Annotated in this window: 13 protein-coding genes; 5 read left to right on the top strand and 8 right to left on the bottom strand. The window is 73.1% G+C overall.

What is annotated here, in order from left to right; genetic code table 11:
- Positions 1 to 17 precede the first annotated feature (17 nt).
- The 3 genes from purT to RDV89_RS18485 all read left to right on the top strand — a co-directional run bounded on the left by purT (position 18) and on the right by RDV89_RS18485 (position 5,587).
- Positions 18 to 1,229: a formate-dependent phosphoribosylglycinamide formyltransferase gene (gene purT, locus RDV89_RS18495; RefSeq protein ID WP_315735491.1), complete on the top strand. Its 1,212-nt coding sequence runs from the start codon at positions 18 to 20 to the stop codon at positions 1,227 to 1,229.
- A 283-nt stretch (positions 1,230 to 1,512) separates the two neighbouring features.
- Positions 1,513 to 5,313, top strand: a complete 3,801-nt coding sequence (locus RDV89_RS18490) for a multifunctional oxoglutarate decarboxylase/oxoglutarate dehydrogenase thiamine pyrophosphate-binding subunit/dihydrolipoyllysine-residue succinyltransferase subunit (protein ID WP_315735489.1) — start codon at positions 1,513 to 1,515, stop codon at positions 5,311 to 5,313.
- A 97-nt stretch (positions 5,314 to 5,410) separates the two neighbouring features.
- Positions 5,411 to 5,587, top strand: a complete 177-nt coding sequence (locus RDV89_RS18485) for a DUF6104 family protein (RefSeq protein WP_315735487.1) — start codon at positions 5,411 to 5,413, stop codon at positions 5,585 to 5,587.
- Between the two features lie 28 nt (positions 5,588 to 5,615).
- Here RDV89_RS18485 and RDV89_RS18480 read toward each other — a convergent pair whose 3' ends face one another.
- From RDV89_RS18480 to RDV89_RS18465, 4 genes are read right to left on the bottom strand one after another with little or no spacing between them, the layout of a single operon-like run.
- A complete protein-coding gene (locus tag RDV89_RS18480; protein ID WP_315735486.1) occupies positions 5,616 to 7,928 on the bottom strand; it encodes a bifunctional serine/threonine-protein kinase/ABC transporter substrate-binding protein in 2,313 nt (770 codons plus the stop codon).
- Positions 7,929 to 7,949: 21 nt separating this feature from the next.
- Complete coding sequence (locus RDV89_RS18475; protein WP_315735484.1) at positions 7,950 to 8,234, bottom strand: hypothetical protein; 285 nt, start codon at positions 8,232 to 8,234, stop codon at positions 7,950 to 7,952.
- Between the two features lie 4 nt (positions 8,235 to 8,238).
- A complete protein-coding gene (locus RDV89_RS18470) occupies positions 8,239 to 9,450 on the bottom strand; it encodes a fatty acid desaturase family protein (protein WP_315735482.1) in 1,212 nt (403 codons plus the stop codon).
- A gap of 44 nt (positions 9,451 to 9,494) precedes the next feature.
- Positions 9,495 to 10,589 carry a flavin reductase family protein gene (locus tag RDV89_RS18465; RefSeq protein WP_315735480.1) on the bottom strand — a complete coding sequence of 365 codons (1,095 nt, stop codon included), beginning with the start codon at positions 10,587 to 10,589 and terminating at the stop codon, positions 9,495 to 9,497.
- A 133-nt stretch (positions 10,590 to 10,722) separates the two neighbouring features.
- Here RDV89_RS18465 and RDV89_RS18460 point away from each other — a divergent pair, with 133 nt between their 5' ends.
- The gene (locus RDV89_RS18460; RefSeq protein ID WP_315735478.1) at positions 10,723 to 11,361 is read left to right on the top strand and encodes a TetR family transcriptional regulator; all 639 of its coding nucleotides are present in this window, start codon (positions 10,723 to 10,725) and stop codon (positions 11,359 to 11,361) included.
- 25 nt (positions 11,362 to 11,386) lie between these two features.
- Here RDV89_RS18460 and RDV89_RS18455 read toward each other — a convergent pair whose 3' ends face one another.
- From RDV89_RS18455 to RDV89_RS18440, 4 genes are all read right to left on the bottom strand, one after another.
- Complete coding sequence (locus RDV89_RS18455; RefSeq protein WP_315735476.1) at positions 11,387 to 12,079, bottom strand: SDR family oxidoreductase; 693 nt, start codon at positions 12,077 to 12,079, stop codon at positions 11,387 to 11,389.
- Positions 12,076 to 13,044 carry a zinc-binding dehydrogenase gene (locus RDV89_RS18450; protein ID WP_315735475.1) on the bottom strand — a complete coding sequence of 323 codons (969 nt, stop codon included), beginning with the start codon at positions 13,042 to 13,044 and terminating at the stop codon, positions 12,076 to 12,078. Before RDV89_RS18450 ends, RDV89_RS18455 begins: the two co-directional genes overlap by 4 nt.
- Before the next feature lie 77 nt (positions 13,045 to 13,121).
- Positions 13,122 to 14,321: an NAD(P)-dependent malic enzyme gene (locus RDV89_RS18445; RefSeq protein ID WP_315735473.1), complete on the bottom strand. Its 1,200-nt coding sequence runs from the start codon at positions 14,319 to 14,321 to the stop codon at positions 13,122 to 13,124.
- Between the two features lie 69 nt (positions 14,322 to 14,390).
- Positions 14,391 to 14,786 (bottom strand): S24/S26 family peptidase, encoded by a 396-nt coding sequence (locus tag RDV89_RS18440; protein WP_315735471.1) that lies wholly within the window; start codon positions 14,784 to 14,786, stop codon positions 14,391 to 14,393.
- 71 nt (positions 14,787 to 14,857) lie between these two features.
- On the opposite strand from RDV89_RS18440, the gene RDV89_RS18435 reads away from it, so the two are divergent.
- A partial coding sequence (locus tag RDV89_RS18435; protein ID WP_315735797.1) for a superoxide dismutase [Ni] occupies positions 14,858 to 14,942 on the top strand: 85 nt, incomplete at its 3' end.

The following is a 14,942-nucleotide window of genomic DNA, read 5'->3' as shown; positions in this document are numbered from 1 at the left end:
GTCCTACGCTGTCGCCCGTGACGACCCTCGGAACCCCGCTGTCCCCCACCGCGACCCGCGTCCTGCTGCTCGGCTCCGGCGAGCTCGGCAAGGAGGTCGCCATCGAGCTGCAGCGGCTCGGTGTCGAGACGATCGCCGTCGACCGCTACGCCGACGCCCCCGCGATGCAGGTCGCGCACCGCAGCCACGTGGTCGACATGCTCGACGGCGCCGAGGTGCGCCGGGTGGTCGAGCTCGAGCGGCCCGACTGGGTCGTGCCGGAGATCGAGGCCATCCACACCCCGACGCTGCTGGAGCTGGAGGCCGAGGGCGTACGCGTCGTGCCCACCGCCCGCGCCACCCGGCTGACCATGGACCGCGAGGGCATCCGGCGGCTGGCCGCCGAGGACCTCGGCGTCCCGACCTCGCCCTACCGCTTCGCCGACACCCACGACGAGCTCGTCGCGGCGGTCGAGGCCGTCGGGACGCCCTGCGTCGTCAAGCCCGTGATGTCGTCGTCCGGCAAGGGCCAGTCCGTCGTGCGCGACACCGGCGACCTCGACCACGCGTGGGAGTACGCCCAGGCCGGCGGCCGCGCCGGCGCCGGACGGGTCATCGTCGAGGGGTTCGTCGACTTCGACGTCGAGATCACCCTGCTGACCGTCAAGCACGCGGCCAGCGAGCCCGGGGCCCCCGACGTCGTCTCGTTCTGCGCCCCGATCGGGCACGTGCAGGTCGACGGCGACTACCGCGAGTCGTGGCAGCCCCAGCGCCTGTCCGACACCGTCCTGGCCCGGGCCCAGGAGGTCGCCGAGGCCGTCGTCCGCGAGCTGTGCGGGGAACACGGGCGCGGCCTGTTCGGCGTCGAGCTGTTCGTCGCCGGCGACGAGGTGATCTTCTCCGAGCTCTCCCCCCGCCCCCACGACACCGGGCTGGTCACGCTCGTCTCGCAGGACCTCTCCGAGTTCGCGCTGCACGCGCGGGCCGTCCTGGGGCTGCCGATCCCGAACGTCCGCGACCGCGGCCCGGCCGCCTCGTGCGCCGTGCTGGTCGAGGGCGACCTGACCGGTCCGCGGTACGCGGGGGTCGACGCCGCCCTGCGCGAGCCCGACACGACGCTGCGCCTGTTCGGCAAGCCGGCGGTCGAGGGGCGGCGCCGGATGGCCGTCACCCTGGCGCTCGGCGACGACGTGGACGACGCCCGCGCCCGGGCCCGACGCGCCGCCGCCCACCTCACCGTCGCGGACTGACCCGCCGCCCCTCCCGGGCCCGCACCTGTGGCGTCCGTCACGCCGCACCGTCGGCGAGCGGCGTCCGTCGCCCTCGTTCCTCCCCTGCTCGGGCGCCTGCACCGCAGATGATCCTGCCGCCCGCGGGCACTACCCGCAGGTAGCCGTGACCTGCGAGAACGCGCGGGCTCCGGGCGTACCCGGCATCTGACCCCCGCACCTGCATTTGTTGCCGCCAGGCACTAGCCTGGGTGGCCGTCAGACCCACCCCGTTGCGTACTCCCTGGAAGAGGCGAAACAAGCCGTGCCGCAGTCCCCTGGCAGCCCATCCCCAGCATCATCCGTCGACTTCGGAGCCAACGAGTGGCTCGTCGACGAGATGCGCGAGCAGTTCGACCGTGACCCGGACAGCGTGACGCCGGAGTGGAAGGCGTACTTCACCCAGGGAGCCGGCGCGTCCGGCAACGGTGCTGCGAAGTCGGCCCCCACCGCGGCGCCGGCGAAGGCCCCCGCGAAGGCACCGGCGAAGGCGGCCTCCAAGGCCCCCGAGAAGGCTCCGGAGAAGACCCCCGGCAAGACGCCCGAGAAGGCTCCCGAGAAGGCCGCCGACACGACCGCTGACAAGGCTTCCGCCAAGGCTGCGAGCGCCCCCACCCCGCAGGCCAAGCCGCGCCCCGCCTCCGCCGCGTCCGAGCCCGGCCAGGGCGGCTCGAAGCCGGTCGCCAAGGAGAGCGCCGCGCCCGCGAAGTCGGCGTCCGCCGACAAGCCGACCTACACCGTCCTGCGCGGCGCCCCGGCGCGCACGGCGCAGAACATGGACGCCTCGCTGGAGGTGCCCACGGCCACGTCCGTGCGCGCCGTCCCGGTGAAGCTGCTGTGGGACAACCGCACCGTCATCAACAACCACCTCGCCCGCGCGCGCGGCGGCAAGGTCTCCTTCACGCACCTGATCGGCTACGCGCTGGTCCAGGCGCTGAAGTCGATGCCCGAGATGAACGTGGGCTTCGAGGTCGTCGACGGCAAGCCGAACCTCGTCACGCCGGCCCACGTGAACCTGGGCCTGGCCATCGACGTGCAGAAGGGCGACCAGCGCCAGCTGCTCGTGCCGTCCATCAAGGGCGCCGAGACGATGGACTTCGCCGGCTTCTGGACCGCGTACGAGGAGATCGTGTCCAAGGCCCGCAAGGGCAAGCTCACGATCGAGGACTTCCAGGGCACCTCGATCTCGCTGACCAACCCCGGCGGCATCGGCACCGTGCACTCCGTGCCGCGCCTGATGAAGGGCCAGGGCGCCATCATCGGCGTCGGCGCCATGGAGTACCCGGCGGAGTGGCAGGGCGCGTCGGCCGACGCGATCGCGCGCAGCGCCATCAGCAAGGTCATGACGCTCACCTCGACCTACGACCACCGCGTCATCCAGGGTGCGCAGTCGGGCGAGTTCCTCAAGCGCGTGCACCAGCTGCTGCTCGGCGAGAACGACTTCTACGACGAGATCTTCCGCTCGCTGCGGATCCCCTACCAGCCGATCCGCTGGTCCGTCGACATCGCCACGAGCCACGACGACGAGATCAGCAAGCAGGCGCGGATCCTCGAGCTGATCCACGCGTACCGCGTGCGCGGCCACCTGATGGCCGACACCGACCCGCTGGAGTACCGCCAGCGCAGCCACCCGGACCTCGAGATCGAGTCGCACGGCCTCACCCTGTGGGACCTCGACCGCGAGTTCGCGACCGGCTCGTTCGGCGGCGAGGGCCGCCGGTTCATGAAGCTGCGCCAGATCCTGGGGATCCTGCGCGACTCGTACTGCCGCACGACGGGCATCGAGTACATGCACATCATGGACCCGGAGCAGCGCCGCTGGCTCCAGGAGCGCATCGAGAAGCCGTACGACAAGGAGCCCCGCGAGGAGCAGCTGCGGATCCTGCAGAAGCTCAACCAGGCCGAGGCGTTCGAGACCTTCCTGCAGACGAAGTTCGTCGGCCAGAAGCGCTTCAGCCTCGAGGGCGGCGAGACGACCGTCCCCGTGCTCGACGAGATCTGCGAGGCCGCCGCCGAGGCGCGTCTCGACGAGGTCGCGATCGGCATGGCGCACCGCGGTCGTCTCAACGTGCTCGCCAACATCGTGGGCAAGAAGTACAGCCAGATCTTCCGCGAGTTCGAGGGCAACATCGACCCGCGCACGGTCCAGGGCTCGGGCGACGTGAAGTACCACCTGGGCGCCGAGGGCGAGTTCGTCGCCGACAACCGCGACACGATCAAGGTGTCGGTGGCGGCCAACCCGTCGCACCTCGAGGCCGTCGACCCGGTGCTGACCGGCATCGCCCGCGCCAAGCAGGACGTGCTGGACCGCGGCCAGGAGTTCCCGGTGCTGCCGCTGCTCGTGCACGGCGACGCCGCGTTCGCCGGCCAGGGCGTGGTCGCCGAGACGCTCAACCTCTCCCAGCTGCGCGGCTACCGCACCGGTGGCACGATCCACGTGATCGTCAACAACCAGGTCGGCTTCACGACCTCGCCGGGCTCCTCGCGCTCGACGCTGTACGCCACCGACGTGGCGCGCATGGTGCAGGCGCCGATCTTCCACGTGAACGGCGACGACCCGGAGGCGTGCATCCGCGTCGCGCGCCTGGCCTTCGAGTACCGCCAGGCCTTCAACAAGGACGTCGTGATCGACCTCGTCTGCTACCGCCGCCGCGGTCACAACGAGGGCGACGACCCGAGCTTCACGCAGCCGCTGATGTACGACCTGATCGAGCAGAAGCGCTCGGTGCGCAAGCTCTACACCGAGTCCCTCATCGGTCGTGGCGACATCACGATCGAGGAGGCCGAGCAGGTCCTGCGCGACTACCAGCAGCAGCTGGAGCGCGTCTTCACCGAGGTGCGCGAGGCGACCAGCCAGCCGTCGGAGTGGACGACCGTGCCGGACTACCCGGACAAGCCGTCCGGCGAGACGGACACGTCGATCACGACCGAGGTCCTCAAGCGGGTGGCCGACTCGTACACGACGCCGCCCGAGGGCTTCACGGTGCACCCGAAGGTGCTGCCGCAGCTGCAGCGACGCGCCGCGGCGATCACGAACGGTCCCATCGACTGGGCGACCGGCGAGATCCTGGCGTTCGGCTCGCTGCTCATGGACGGCCGCCCGGTGCGCCTGGCCGGTCAGGACTCGCGGCGCGGCACGTTCGCGCAGCGCTTCGCGACGATCATCGACCGCACCAACGCGAACGAGTGGACGCCGCTGGCCAACCTCACGGACGACCAGGCGAAGTTCTTCGTCTACGACTCGCTGCTGAGCGAGTACGCGGCGCTGGGCTTCGAGTACGGCTACTCCGTGGCGCGTCCCGAGGCGCTCGTGCTGTGGGAGGCGCAGTTCGGCGACTTCGTCAACGGCGCACAGACCGTCATCGACGAGTTCATCTCGGCGAGCGAGGCCAAGTGGCAGCAGCGCTCCGGCGTCGTGCTGCTGCTGCCCCACGGCTACGAGGGCCAGGGTCCGGACCACTCGTCGGCCCGCATCGAGCGCTTCTTGCAGATGTGCGCCGAGAGCGCGTTCGTCGTGGCGCAGCCCTCGACGCCGGCCTCCTACTTCCACCTGCTGCGTCAGCACTCGCTCGGCCAGCGCCACCGTCCCCTGGTGGTGTTCACGCCGAAGTCGATGCTGCGCCGCAAGGAGGCCGCCTCGCAGCCGGAGGACTTCACCACCGGCACGTTCCAGCCGTTCGTCGGCGACGCCGAGGCGGACCGGGACGCGGTGGAGACGCTGCTCCTGTGCTCGGGTCGCGTGACCTGGGACCTCGTGGTCGAGCGGGCCAAGCGGGAGAACGGCTCGAAGTTCGCCATCGGGCGCATCGAGCAGCTCTACCCGACGCCCGACACGGCCATCGCCGAGGAGATCGCGAAGTACCCGAACCTCAAGCACGTGCGGTGGGTGCAGGACGAGCCGGCGAACATGGGCCCGTGGCCGCACCTGCAGCTCAACTCCTGGCCGCTGGTGGAGAAGTTCACGGTCGAGCAGGTCACGCGCCCCGCGTCGTCCTCGCCGTCGGTGGGCACCGCCAAGCGTCACGCCGAGGAGCAGAAGGAGCTCATCTCGCGCGCGTTCGCCTGAACCCCGCGCCTGCGCGACGGGCGACGGACGGGCCGGTCACCCTCGGGTGACCGGCCCGTCCGGCGTCCTGGGCCACGGCGTCGGGGAGAATGCCGGCATGTACTTCACCGACCGTGGCATCGAGGAGCTGGAGAAGCGCCGGGGCGACGACGAGGTCACCCTCGCGTGGGTCGCCGAGCAGCTCCAGGCGTTCGTGGACACCCACCCCGAGTTCGAGACGGCCGTCGAGCGGTTCGCCACGTGGCTGGCGCGCCTCGACGACCCCGAGGACTGACGGCTCCCCCGACCGGGCGCCCGGGCGCTCACTCGCGGCGGCCGATCACCGACTCCCCCGTCCGCTCGCCGGTGCCGACCTCGGCGAAGGAGAAGACGTCGAACCCGGCCGCGCTGAGCTCGTGGTCCTCGTCGAGAGGGCCGGCGACCGCGAGGCCGCGGTAGACGACCTCCTCGCCGGCCTCGAGCAGCGCGGCGCAGCGTCGGAAGGTCACGCACTGCGTGCCGCCCTCGCTGCCCGAGACGGCCCGGACGTTCTCGTCGATCGTGGTGCCGTCGACCGCCCCTCCCCGCACCGCGGCGAGGGCGGCGAGCACGGCGCCGTCGTAGGACTCCGAGGACCCGCCGATGCTCGTCAGCGTGGGGGCGCCCGACGCGGCCGCCCACTCGACGAGCCGCTGGCGGAACGCGTCGTCCGGGGTCCGGGTCGGGAACAGGCCGGTGATGCCGGCGCGCAGCTCGGGCGAGAGGCTCGACAGGTCCTCGCTGACCGCGTTCATGCCGAGGACGACCTCGCCGGTCCAACCCGCCTCGTCCAGGGCGGTCAGCAGCGGCAGGGTCACCGAGAGGTCGGGCACCGCGAGGTGCGTGACCTCGCGGTTCTGCAGGGTCGCGACCAGGCCCGCCCAGTCCGTGAAGCCCGAGGGCAGGACCTCGTCGGCGGTGCAGCCGTAGGCGCAGTCCATCGACTGGCGCTCGAACGCGTCGACGACGCCCTGACGATCCGCGCCGTAGGGCTCCTCGGCCGTGCTCACCACGCCCACCGAGAGCCCCCCGGCCAGCTGGTCCGCCATGGCCCAGCCGAGCGAGGCGGAGTCGGCGATCAGTCGGTACACGAAGTCCTGCCCGCCCTCGAGCGGCGTGTTGTAGGCGCCGGGGATGAAGTACGTGACGTCGTCACCGGCCAGCCGGTTCGCCACGGCCCCGGTCTCCAGGGTCTCGAACCCGCCCACGACGGCGGACACCCCGGCGTCCACGAGGTCGTCGGTGGCCTCCTCGCCGAGCGCCTCCGCCGTCACCGAGCAGACCTCGACGCCGTCGACGCCACCCGCGTCGTTGATGTCGCTGATCGCCAGGCCGACACCGGCGGAGACGGCCGGGCTCTGCGTGGCGAACACGCTGGTCTCCGGCGCCAGCGCGCCGATGCGCAGCTGGCCGTCGCTCGGCTCGGTGCCCTCCTCGCACGCGCTCACCGTCAGCGGGGCGTCCACGACGCCGGCCTCGGTGTCGTCGGCGTACGGCACCTCCGTCGGGTCCCCGCCCGGGGTCCCGCCGCCGTCGCGGCCGAGCGTCAGCACGACGGCCGTCGATCCGCCGACGACCACGACCAGGGCGAGCACGGCCGCCAGCCACCAGCGCCCGCGGCCTGCCCGCTGCGGCGCCGGCGAGGCGTACGCGTGGTGCTCACGGCTCCCGGTCCCGGCACCCCCGGTGCGGGTGCCCCCGCCACCGGCGACCCCGCCGGGGGCCGCTCCGGTCGCGTACCGCGTGCCGGCCGCGACGGTCCCACCGCCGCCGACGCCGATCGCGTCGATCGCGGCGACGAGACCGCCGGCCGTGCGGATGCGACGCCCGGGGTCCTTCTCGAGCAGACCGCGCAGCAGCGCGTTGATCCGCGCGTCGAGGGGCGAGGCCTCGGAGAGCTGCGGGACCGGGGCGTTGACGTGGGCGAGTGCCACCGCCATCTCGGTCGAGCCCTCGTAGGGCGGACGCCCGGTCAGCATCACCCACAGCAGGCAGCCCATGGCGTACATGTCCGAGGCCTCGGAGGCCGGCGCCCCGTGGTGGCGCTCGGGCGCCAGGTAGGTCCACGTGCCGATGAGCCCGCCGGTGCGGGTGTGGGAGACCCCGTCGGCCTGGGCGATGCCGAAGTCGCACAGGTACGCCCGCAGCCCACCGTCGGGCAGCCGTCGCACGAGCACGTTGGAGGTCTTGACGTCGCGGTGCAGCACGCCCGCGGCGTGGGCGGTGCCGAGGCCGTCGGCGAGCTGGCGCAGCAGGTCGAGGGCGAGGGCCGGCGGGACCGGGCCGTGCGCCCGCATCCAGTCCGCCAGGTCGCCGTCGGTGACGAGCTGCATCGCCAGGTAGAGCCAGCCGTCCCGCTCCCCCGCGTCGTAGATGCCGACGATGTGGTGCGACTCGAGCCGGGCCAGCGTCCGGGCCTCGCTGAGGAACCGGACCCGGTAGTCGGGGTCCGACGACAGCTGCGGGGCCAGGACCTTCAGCGCCACCTCGCGTTCGAGGTCGCGGTGCACGGCCCGGTAGACCACGCCCATCGCGCCGTTGCCGATGCGGTCCACGACGTCGTAGGGGCCGAAGGACTGGCCGGGCTCCGGTAGCACGCGCTCACTCTCCGAGGTAGGTCACGGGCGGACCGGACCGTCATCCCCCTCGGGCGGGGTCCCCGAAACCACCCGCGACCCTGCGTCGCCCCTCTCGTCGAGCGCGGCGCGACGGGCCGCGTCGCGCAGCTCGAACGCCTCGGTGGCGCCGTCGCCGACCGCACGGGCGACGTCGCGCACGGCGCCGGACACGATGCCCGCGACGCGGCCGACCGTCGTGGCGGCGATCTCGACGGACGACTGCACGACGTCCTTCGCGATCTCCGCCCTGCTCAGCCGGTCGTCGCCGGCGCGCGCGTCACCCATGCGGTCAGTCTCCGGCAGCGTCCGGCACCACGGCAACCGTGGGACGGCGCCGACCCAGGCCGGCCGCGCGGCGCAGCCGTCCGACCAGCCCCGCGCCGGGGAGCTCCGCGAGGTCGTCCGGCAGGGCGTACCGGCAGATCTTCCGCGCGACGCTCAGCAGCTGCCCGTGGAGCGGGCCGGTGTTGTACTGCAGGCCGTAGCGCTCGCAGATCTCCCGCACCTCGTCGGCGACCTCGGGGTAGCGGCGCGCCGGGAGGTCCGGGAAGAGGTGGTGCTCGATCTGGTGCGAGAGGTTGCCGCTGAGCAGGTGGAACAGCGGGCTGCCCGAGATGTTGGCGGAGCCCAGCAGCTGGCGCAGGTACCACTGCCCACGGGTCTCGTCCTCGGTCTCCTCGACGCTGAAGGACGCCACGCCGGCCGGGAAGTGGCCGCAGAAGATGATGTTGAAGGCCCACACGTTGCGCACCAGGTTGGCCACGGTGTTCCCGACCAGCGTCGGGACGAACAGCGGACCGGTCAGCGCCGGGAACAGCACGTAGTCCTTCAGCGCCTGGCGGCGGATCTTGCGGATCAGGCCCGGGTAGAGGGGCTTGTTGTCCTCGAGGGTGCGCGTGCCGTTGACGAGGTTCTCCACCTCGAGGTCGTGCAGCGCCACGCCCCACTCGAAGAAGGTCATTAGCAGGAACGCGTAGAGCGGGTTGCCCAGGTAGTACGGGTGCCACTTCTGGTCGGGGTCCATCCGCAGGATCCCGTAGCCCACGTCGCGGTCCTTGCCGACGATGTTGGTGAACGTGTGGTGGATGTAGTTGTGCGAGTACTTCCACTGCTCGCCGGGGCACACCGTGTCCCAGTCGAACATCCGCGAGTTGAGCCCGGGGTCGCCCATCCAGTCGTACTGGCCGTGCATGACGTTGTGCCCGATCTCCATGTTGTCGAGGATCTTGGACACGCTGAGCGAGGCGACGGCGAGCGGCCACGCGGGCGGCAGGTAGAAGAGCGCGCGACCGGCGACCTCGAAGCCGCGCTGGGCCTTGACGACCTTGCGGATGTAGGCGGCGTCGGCCTCGCCGAGGTCCGTGATGATCCGCTGGCGGATCGCGTCCATCTCGGCGCCGAAAGCCTCGAGCTGGCTCGGCGTCAGCGGCAGGTTCTCGCTGATCGGCTCCTCGCCCGGCTGCGGGGCGGGGGCGACGCGCTCGGTGGTGAGGGCGGACATGGGGTGTTCCCTTCGTCAGGGTGGGTCGGGACGGGTGGTGGCGCTCAGAGGTCGACGGAGCAGTCGCCGACGGGGGCCGAGACGCAGATGCGCACGTCCTCGTCCGGGAGCGACGACTCCTCGCCGGTGAGCAGGTTGCGGACGGTGCCGTCGCTCTTGCGGGCGGTGCAGGAGAAGCAGATGCCCATCCGGCAGCCGAACTCCGGCGTGAGGCCGGCGGCCTCCGCCTGCTCGAGCAGGGAGGCGCCGGTGTTGGCCGCCTGGCGTCCGGAGCGCTCGAAGACGACGTCGCCCTCGGCGTTGCCGGCCCGCAGGACCGGGGGCTTGAAGCGCTCGGTGCGCAGGCGCGGCGAGCCGTCGTAGGCCAGCTCCACGAGCTCCATCAGGGCGGGCGGCCCGCACACCCAGGTGTCGACGTCGCGGAAGTCCGGCACGAGCCGGGCGAGGTCGATCGCGCTGAACAGCGGGTCGCCGGCGCTCTCGTGCCGCAGGACGACGCGGACGCCGTTGTCGGCCGCCGCGATCGCGGCGAGCTCGTCGGCGAAGATCTGGTCCTCGGGCCCGCGGGCGTAGTGCAGGAAGGTCACCCGGCGCCCGACGTGGCCGTCGTACCCGTCGCGCAGCAGCGTGCGCAGCATCGACATCGCCGGGGTGATCCCGGACCCGCCCGTGAGGAGCAGCAGGTGGTTGTTGGTCGGCGTCGCGGGCGACTCCGTCAGGCAGAACTCGCCCTGGGCCTGCGAGAGGTGGACCAGCAGGCCCGGCTCGGCCTGCTCCACCAGGAAGCGGGAGACCAGGCCCTCGGCGTGGGCGCGCACGGTGATGGTGAACGCCTCCCCCGGCTGCGAGGCCGGCGAGGAGACGGTGAAGCAGCGGGTGGTGCGCCGCGCACCGGGGACCTCGATGCCCACCTGGACGTACTTCCCGGCGCGGTGGCCGCGCCAGGTGGCGGTGGGCTGCAGGGTGACGGTCGCGACGGGGTGCTCGCCGGTGGTCTCGCGGCGCACGTCGACCACGCGGGCGCGGACCTCGGTCGCGGCCCACATCGGGTTGACGAGCTCCAGGTAGCGGTCGACACCGTGCGGCTGGGTCAGGGCGGCGAGGGTGCGTGAGCGCAGGAGGGTGGTGGCCAGGCCCATGGGTGCTCCTCGACAGATCGGTGGTCATTTTCAGTGCACGGCTGTGCACTGAGCACCACGGTGCCGCGAAGCTACCGGTCGGTCAAGCACGCGTGGCGGAACCCACACACCCGTCCGTGGGACGATGATCCGCGTGCCCACCCCGGACGACCCCCCGACGCTGACCCGCGTCGAGCGCAAGGAGCAGACCCGTCAGGCGATCCTCGCCGCGGCGCTCGCGCTGTCCTCCGAGGGCGGTCTGTCGGCCCTGTCGCTGCGTCAGGTCGCCCGCCACGTGGGGGTCGTCCCGACCGCCTTCTACCGCCACTTCGACTCCATCGAGGACCTCGGGCTGGCGCTGGTCGACGACGCGTTCGTGTCGCTGCGCGCGATGCTGCGCGACGTGCGGACCGCCGACCCGACCTTCGCCGACGTGATCGACTCCTCGGTGCGGGTGCTGACCGAGCACGTGCGGGCCCAGCGCGAGCACTTCGCGTTCATCGCCCGCGAGCGCTTCGCCGGCCCGGCGGAGGTGCGCACCGCCATCCGTCACGAGATCGAGCTGTGCGAGCGCGAGCTGGCCGCCGACCTGGCCCGGTTCCCGGGCACCGAGAGCTGGTCGCGCGAGGACCTGCAGGTGCTGGCCAACCTCATCGTCGGCGCGGTCGTGTCGACGGCAGAGGACCTCCTCGTCGCGGAGGGGCGCCGCGCGGGCGAGGACGCCGTGGCGGCGCGCTCGCGCACGCAGCTGCGGATGATGCTGATCGGCGCGCTGAACTGGCGCTCGTCCTGAGGACCGCCGCCCCGGGCGGGTAGGCCTAGCGCGGACCGGGGCGCACCACGAGCTCGGGGACCGTCGCGTCGCGCGGCAGGTCGACGCAGGTCAGCACGGCGTCGGCCACCGTGCCCGGGTCGATCCAGCGCGCGGGGTCGTAGTCAGCACCCTCCTGCGCGTGCACCCGCTCCTGCATCGGGGTCGCCGTGCGGCCCGGGAAGACGGTGGACACGCGTACACCGTGCTGCGCCTCCTCCAGCCGCAGCGCGTCAGCGAGGGCCCGCAGCCCGAACTTCGAGGCGGCGTACGCCGACCAGTCGGCGTGGGCGGTGATCCCGGCGCTCGAGCTGACCATCACGACCGTGCCGCGCGCGGAGCGCAGAGCGGGCAGCAGGGTCCGGGTCAGCAGCGCGGGCGCCGTCAGGTTCACCGCGAGCGCCTGCTGCCACACGGCGGCGTCGAGGTCCGCGACGGGACCGAGGTCGACCACGCCGGCGACGTGCAGCACCGAGTCCACCGGGCCCTCGGGGGCCCGCCACGCGGCGACGGCCGCCGTGTCCGCGAGGTCGAGCACCTCGACCTGCGCGCCGGGGTGGCGCTCGGCCAGCTCGTCCGCCCGCTCCTCGGAGCGGGCGAGGAGCACCAGCCGGTCGCCGCGGGCGTGCAGCCGCTGCGCGAGCGCGGCCCCGATGCCCGAGGCGGCGCCGGTGACGACGTGCGTGCGCGGCCCGCTCACGGGACCAGCACGATCTTGCCGAAGACGTCGCCCTCGGCGAGCGCCGCGAGTCCCTCGCGCGCCTCACCCAGTCCCAGCACCCGGTCCACGAGCGGGACGGTGCCCGTCGCGTCGAGCAGCCCGACGAGGCCGGCCAGCTCGTCGCGGGTGCCCATCGTCGAGCCCACCACGTGCAGCTGCAGGTAGAAGATCCGGGTCAGCTCGGCGTCGTCGAGCCGGGGCCCCGACGTCGCGCCCGAGGTGACCAGGCGCCCGCCGGGCCGCAGCGAGCGGATCGAGTGCGACCAGGTGGCGCGGCCCACCGTCTCCATGACGGCGTCGACCTTGACCGGCAGCCGCTCCCCCGACGCGTACGCCTCGTGGGCACCGATCTCGACCGCGCGGGAGCGCTTCGCCTCGTCGCGGCTCGTCGCCAGCACCCGCAGGCCGGCGGCACGCGCCAGGATGATCAGCGCCGTCGCCACCCCGCCGCCGGCCCCCTGGACCAGCACCGTGTCGCCGGGCCGCAGCTCGCCGCGGGTGAAGAGCATGCGGTAGGCCGTCAGCCACGCCGAGGGCAGGCACGCGGCCTGCTCGAAGCTGAGGGAGGCCGGCTTCGGGACCACGTTGCGGCGCGGCACGACGACCTTCTCCGCGAGGGTGCCCTGGTGGACCTCCGAGAGCAGGGTGCGCTGCGGGTCGAGGGTCTCGTCGCCGCGCCAGTCGTCGGAGGAGACCACCGCGTGGACGACGACCTCGTTGCCGTCCTCGTCGTGGCCCGCCGCGTCGCAGCCGAGGATCATGGGCAGCGCCTCGGCCCGCAGGCCGACTCCCTTCAACGACCACAGGTCGTGGTGGTTGAGGGCGGCGGCGCGGACCGTCACGGTGGTCCAGCCCTCGGGCGCGACCGGGTCCGGCCGCTCCCCCACGACCAGCCCGGAGAGCGGGTCGTCGGTCGAGAACGACGTGGCGTAGGCGGCGAGCATGTCCGCCAACCTAGGCCGTGGCCCCCAGCGCCGCGCCCGGAGGTCTCCCGGAGGTCGGCGAGGGGCCCACGACGGGCTCAGGCCCGGGCGACCCCGTCGGCACGGGCCGCGGCCGCCACGGCCGAGGCGACGGCCGGCCCCACGCGCGGGTCGAACGGCGACGGCACGATGAGGTCCTCGCGCAGCTCCTCGGTCACCAGCGCGGCGAGCGCGTGCGCGGCGGCGAGCTTCATGCCCTCGGTGATCGCCGTGGCCCGCGCGTCGAACGCACCCCGGAAGATGCCCGGGAAGGCCAGCACGTTGTTGATCTGGTTGGGGAAGTCGGAGCGACCCGTCGCGACGACCCGGGCGTGCCGGTGGGCCACCTCGGGGTGCACCTCCGGGTGCGGGTTGGCCAGCGCGAAGACGATCGCGTCGTCGGCCATGGTCGCGACGACCTCCTCGGGGACCGTGCCGCCGGAGACGCCGACGTACACGTCCGCGCCCGCCAGCGCGTCCGCGAGCGAGCCCGACCGGACGGTGCGGCCGTCGGTCAGCTCCGCGACCGTGCGCTTGACGGCCGTGAGGTCGTCGCGGTCGGTCGACAGGATGCCCGTGCGGTCGGTGACGACGAGGTCGGTGATGCCGGCCTCGAGGAGGATGCGCGTGACCGCGACCCCCGCGGCGCCTGCGCCGGAGATCACCACGCGGGTGCCCGCGTACGTCCGGCCCGTCAGGCGCAGCGCGTTCTCGAGCGCCGCGAGCACCACGACGGCGGTGCCGTGCTGGTCGTCGTGGAAGACCGGGATGTCGAGGAGCTCCTTGAGCCGGTCCTCGATCTCGAAGCAGCGCGGGGCGGCGATGTCCTCGAGGTTGATGCCGCCGAAGCTCGGCGCGAGCCGCACGACGGTCTCGACGATCTCGTCGGCGTCCGTGGTGTCCAGGCAGATCGGCACGCCGTCGACGCCGCCGAACTCCTTGAAGAGCACCGCCTTGCCCTCCATCACGGGCATCGCGGCGGCGGGGCCGATGTCGCCCAGCCCGAGCACGGCGGTGCCGTCGGTGACGACGGCGACGGTGTTCGGCACCCAGGTGTAGGTCTGCGTCAGGCTCGGGTCGGCGGCGATCGCCTCGCACACCCGCGCCACGCCCGGCGTGTACGCCTTGGAGAGCTCCTCGCGGCTGTCGACCGCGGCCGTCGCCGCTACCGCCATCTTGCCGCCGACGTGGGCGTCGAAGACGGGGTCACCGGCGAACGGGTGCTCGGTGATGGGCTGGGGCGCGACGGGTGCAGCCATGGCCTGCTTCCTCGGGGGTCGGGGGCGGGGCGTCCCGACCGGGGTCCGGGACGCGCCGAGTGTTCCACATCACCTCGTCGTGGGGCCGTCGGGCGACCGAGGGGCGGTACGCAGCCGCCGGGGCCGCGGCCACAGCCGCGCACGGGCGACGCCCAGCACGTCCGGAGCGGCCACCGGCCCGCGGTGGCGGGAGTCGACGCCCACCTCCGGCGCGTCGCTCAGCAGCCACCAGCCCGGGTCGCCGGTGCGGGTCGGGCGTGGCTCCACCGCACGCTTGACCGCCAGCGTCCCGTCGACGAAGCGGGCGACGACCACCTGTCCGGGGCGCACGGGCGCGCCCCAGCGCACCCAGAGCAGGTCGCCGGGAGCGAGCGTGGGCTCCATCGAACCGCCCCGCACCCGCGCCGGCCCCCACGGCAGCAGGCCCCGCTCACGTCTCGGTCCGCCACCCGGTCGCTGGTCCACGAGGAGTAGTGTCGCAACGAGGCGTGGGGGACCCCCGCGCCGCCACACGAACCGAACGAGAGGATCGAAGGATGCTTGCGCGCCTGTTCGCCCCGTCCGTCGACGTCGAGGCCCACTGCGACCTGCCCTGCGGTGTCTACGACCCCGCCCAGGCCC

Origin of the sequence: Nocardioides imazamoxiresistens, assembly GCF_032378595.1 — a bacterium.
Lineage (GTDB): Bacteria > Actinomycetota > Actinomycetes > Propionibacteriales > Nocardioidaceae > Nocardioides > Nocardioides imazamoxiresistens.
Note: the sequence above shows the minus strand (reverse complement) of the source record. Positions and strands in the feature narration are given on the sequence as shown.